Origin of the sequence: Bartonella sp. CE47NXGY (genome assembly GCF_042195415.1) — a bacterium.
Taxonomy (GTDB): Bacteria; Pseudomonadota; Alphaproteobacteria; order Rhizobiales; family Rhizobiaceae; genus Bartonella.
This window is the reverse complement of sequence record NZ_JBHIOI010000019.1, coordinates 19,474-23,804: the sequence shown is the minus strand read 5'-3', so window position 1 is coordinate 23,804 and position 4,331 is coordinate 19,474. Positions and strand designations below refer to the sequence as shown.

The following is a 4,331-nucleotide window of genomic DNA, read 5'->3' as shown; positions in this document are numbered from 1 at the left end:
CATCTCAAAGGGGAACTAAAAAACTGTGAAAGCGTTTAACAGTGAAGAAGCCCCTAGGCTGACAAATTGGAGTCCGCTCTGTCAACCTGTCATTTGGAAAATAATTGATGAATCCCCTTGTTTTTATCCTCTTATTAGTTTCATGTACAGATGATTTTAATAGTTGCTATTCGAACAATACAATGGTTAAAATCTATCCCACGGCTCAAGCTTGTGAACAGGCCATGGTCCCGTCCACAAAAAAGTTTGCACTTTATGGACAACAAATTTTTGCTCAATGTATAAACGTACAACCCAGTTTACATCAACAAGAAGTAAACTTGATCTGGTCTGTAACAAACCATGGAAATTTCCTGCTTAAAAGCCAAAACGTAAAGGACAAGCTGTCTACAGTACACAAAGAAGATATTTTACCAACATCGCTTCCTCTTTTACATTCTTCTTCCACAAACCTCTTGCACAAAAAACTTTAAAAGCATAAACCCATCAGATCTCAAAAAAAATAATCAATGAAAGACATGATGGATAATAAGCGAATGCACCCTTCAAAAGACCATCACACAGAGCAAAATTCTCTGCCTCAAGATCTCCCTTTAGACCCTGCCGTAGAACGAGTGAGAAAAAAACTTATGGGTTTAATGATTATTTCCGTTTTAATAACGCTTTTCCTTATTCTAACCGTACTGTTTTTAATTGTTTATAAAGTGATAAAAACCGGATCAGCGCCAAAACAAACAGAGCTATCTTCCTCTCTCAGCAAAAACCCACACGTTATCCATCATACGCTCTCTCTACCGGAAAAAACACAGATTTTGTCGCAAAGCCTCTCAGAACACAATATTGTACTGAAAGTTTTAACCCCTGATGGACAAACAAAATTTATGATTTACAATTATCATACCGGTGCACTTGTCTCCATTCTTTCTGTTGAAACAACAAAAGAGAGAGCGAAGATAATGCCTCATTAAGAAAACTAACATCAATAAGCGCTGACATAGCATTCTGAAGGTTTAAACATTTTCTGCAAGCCGGCATTATCACACGCTTTACCAACTCGTGGATGTTGCCCACAATCCTTGGTGCTAGAGAGAGTTCATAAGAGCCATTTTTATTCCTTCTTATACAAATTTATCCACACGGGCTCTCCCCGTTTGCAACGTGCAAGCGAATGGTTTTTGTTGATCCAACATGGAACAAATTTGGAAATGAGAGAATTCTAGGGGTTTAGGGGCCCTCACCTAACATTCAAAACAATGAATTATTATTATAAATTAATGTGATAAGTCTTAAATATCCACCACACGGGCGACGGCGCGTTTTTTACTGTATCCCCTCACTTAAATCTTGGAAAAGAAGAAACCTTTCTGTCAACGCATTCCCATTTTAAGAAAATGACATCACTTGGGAAAAGCTAATAAACGTGCAAGAAATACCTCTTCTTGAGTGCAAAAATTCAACATATTAATTTATAGTGATGATTTATTTTGCATGTCAAATGAGAACCTCAAATACTGTAAGATTCTCCCTTTCAAATCTGTTCGTAAAAAACTGAATCAAAATCATTTCCTCACATATCCCAGCAAGGAAATGGATGAATAAAATACCTCTTATGAATGATCAGGTATCAAAAGAAGAACTGTTGCAACATTGAAAATTAAAGCAATAACGCCCAGTTTACATCTTTTATTAAGCAAAGATAACCGATGGATTTCACATGATAGAATTCATGAACACCAGTGCGAAATGGGCATGAATACATTGAATATAAGTGTGAATTAAATAAAACAACGACATTGCGTTCTTCATAAAAGAACTGCCTCTTAAAATACACGGATGTGGTTTTCTCTGTATTCCCTCACTTAAATCCCAGCAAAGAGGCAATCTTTTCTGTCAACAGCCTTCGTTAAGTCTCAATACAGCCCCGTGAACATTCAAGGAAAGTGCAAGAAGCTTCTTGAGCATATTATAATTTACTATCATGATACCAATAACATCACCACAAGCGCTTATACAGCACCCTTCAGGTTTAAACATTTCCCTCTGCCTCAAGATTGACCACTTGAGCGACGACGCATCTTCCCCTGTATCCCCTTACTTAAATCTCAGCAAAGAGGCAATCTTTTCTGTCAACAGCCTTCATTAAGTCTCAATACAGCCCCGTGAAAACTCAAGGAAAGCGCAAGAAGCTTCTTGAGTATATTATAATTTATTATCATGATACCAATAACATCACCACACAAGCGCGCTTACACAGCACCCTTCAGGTTTAAACATTTTCCTCTGCCTCAAGATTGACCACTCGGCGACGGCGTGGTTTTCTCTGTATCCCCTCACCTAATCCAGGCAAAGAAGAATCCTCTTTTGTTGCTGTTTTTGTTGCTGTTGATGCATCTCCATTGCTAGAGCTTTCTGCTGTTGTAAGTGAAAGCTCAAGAGATGATTCATCTTGAGTCCGTACAGTACGTCGACGAGGAGAACGACGTATTTTTTTGACAGGTTCAACATTTTTCTCAGAGAGGCAGTGCTCTTGATCTGTTTTTTCATCCGATAGAGCCTCTAAAGCGTTTTCACGCGCATCCCCATTTTGCGCTTTATCATATTGGCCATTGCCATTTTTTTGCGACGACATTTGTAATACATCTGTATCACCCTCGACAGCATCCTTTTTTTCACCATCAAGATTTATTTCACCGCATTCTTGCCCATTGTTTTCATCACGATTTTCGTTTTCATCACCACGATTTTCATCACGCCGAACCGATTGAGACATTTGCCCAGCTGCTGCTAAAATAATACGCAAATAGTGCTCGGCATGTTGTAAATAATTTTCCGACATAACACGATCACCTGCACCTTGTGCATCACGCGCAAGGCTTATGTATTTATCGGCAATTTGCTGAGCATTCCCGCGAATTTTAACATCCGGACCGCTACTTTCATAATTGCGAGACAACGGATTAGGACCGCGACGATTATTATTGTTATTACCATTATTGTTATTATTGCGACCGCGTACCCGTCTATTTTGTTGTGGCCTCATCTTTATCCCTTTTTGGAGTGTTTGTCTTATGTGTGTCTTAATTGACGCTTCCTCATTACATTATCTTTTGATAATGCTGATCATGTTTAACATACGATTATCAAGCTATCCGCGTTTATTTCACTCAAACGAACCCTACTGATATTGATAAAAGCATATATTTTCTTGAAAATCACAAAACAGCAGGGAAATCGTAAATCAAAAATTCCCTTTTTCTCTGTCAAACAGCAGAAACCTAATGATGTTCACGTAAAATGCCAAGTGTTTTTTTTAAAATAAACCATATTTCACTAAAAAAATAATTATCTTGTGGAAAACAAAAAGGAAAACACACATATAACACACCCGACAAAGAAAAAATTCCTGCCAGAGAATAGTAGAAGCTTCCTTTTTTGCTCTAAAACCACCGCTCCTAAAAACGCCGATATTCTCTACCCCCTCGTGCATTTAACTCACAAGCACTTCCATCCCAACGAGTCACTGCGCGAACCTCTTTATTTTATAAATATAGCCTCTCTTCATCGCTAAAGCAACCCCTTGCGAGCGATAATCCACGATCGCCTCACAAAACCTCTTAACTTTTATAGATAGATTAACACGAAGTATTATTCAAGCCCTATAATCACCAAGAGATCAATCTTCTTTCCCAAACAAGTCAATGATACTATCAATTTTTATTTTAACCCATAGAGTTTTTAAGTTAATCACAGTTTTTATTTATAACAAATTGAGCTTAAAAACAAAATATTTAAATACAAAAAAATATCAAATTATGAAAAAAACGACCAATATGTCACACTTTTTTAAAAATCAGCTTCTTCTCAAAAAAATACCCTCCTCAAAGCCTATCAATAAGAATGGCCTAACGTATTTCCTTACTTATCTTTTCTGATAAAGAAAACTAGAATTATAAAACAAGCACATTTTTAAACCCAGCACAGCGCTTTACGCATGAAGAAGCCGTAAATGTTTATAAAAGGAATGTTTTTTACTCATTTTTGTCATGTCTATTGACTTACACCCTCAAAGAAGGAAGATTCTCAAATCACACTGGTCTGTCAACAATGAAAATACTTATAAAATTCATACACTAAATTGATTTGTAATGATAATTCATATTTTTTGTGTTGAGTAAGAAAATTAATACCGTAGAATTTTTCATCCTCAATCTGTTTGCTGTTGAATCAATCTCTTTTTCTTGCATGTTACATGTGGGAAAACCTGCGTGGAGTAAAAACGAAAAAAAAGACTAAAAGTGCCTCTTATGAACCGTCTCTAAGGCTAAAGGGTT

At 36.9% G+C, this 4,331-nt stretch carries 3 protein-coding genes; 2 read left to right on the top strand and 1 reads right to left on the bottom strand.

Going from position 1 to position 4,331, the window contains the following annotated elements:
- Positions 1–107 precede the first annotated feature (107 nt).
- Complete coding sequence (locus ACFIL3_RS06535) at positions 108–473, top strand: hypothetical protein (protein WP_375613650.1); 366 nt, start codon at positions 108–110, stop codon at positions 471–473.
- Between the two features lie 45 nt (positions 474–518).
- Positions 519–968 carry a hypothetical protein gene (locus ACFIL3_RS06530; protein WP_375611689.1) on the top strand — a complete coding sequence of 150 codons (450 nt, stop codon included), beginning with the start codon at positions 519–521 and terminating at the stop codon, positions 966–968.
- 1,298 nt (positions 969–2,266) lie between these two features.
- On the opposite strand, the gene ACFIL3_RS06525 is transcribed toward ACFIL3_RS06530, so the two are convergent.
- Positions 2,267–3,040: a DUF4167 domain-containing protein gene (locus ACFIL3_RS06525; protein ID WP_375611688.1), complete on the bottom strand. Its 774-nt coding sequence runs from the start codon at positions 3,038–3,040 to the stop codon at positions 2,267–2,269.
- Positions 3,041–4,331 lie beyond the last annotated feature (1,291 nt).

What these genes read in the sequence shown, in the direction of transcription:
- ACFIL3_RS06535 (WP_375613650.1), top strand. Translation starts at nt 108, where the DNA reads ATGAATCCCCTTGTTTTTATCCTCTTATTAGTTTCATGTACAGATGAT.
- ACFIL3_RS06525 (WP_375611688.1), bottom strand. Translation starts at nt 3,040, where the DNA reads ATGAGGCCACAACAAAATAGACGGGTACGCGGTCGCAATAATAACAAT.
- ACFIL3_RS06530 (WP_375611689.1), top strand. Translation starts at nt 519, where the DNA reads ATGATGGATAATAAGCGAATGCACCCTTCAAAAGACCATCACACAGAG.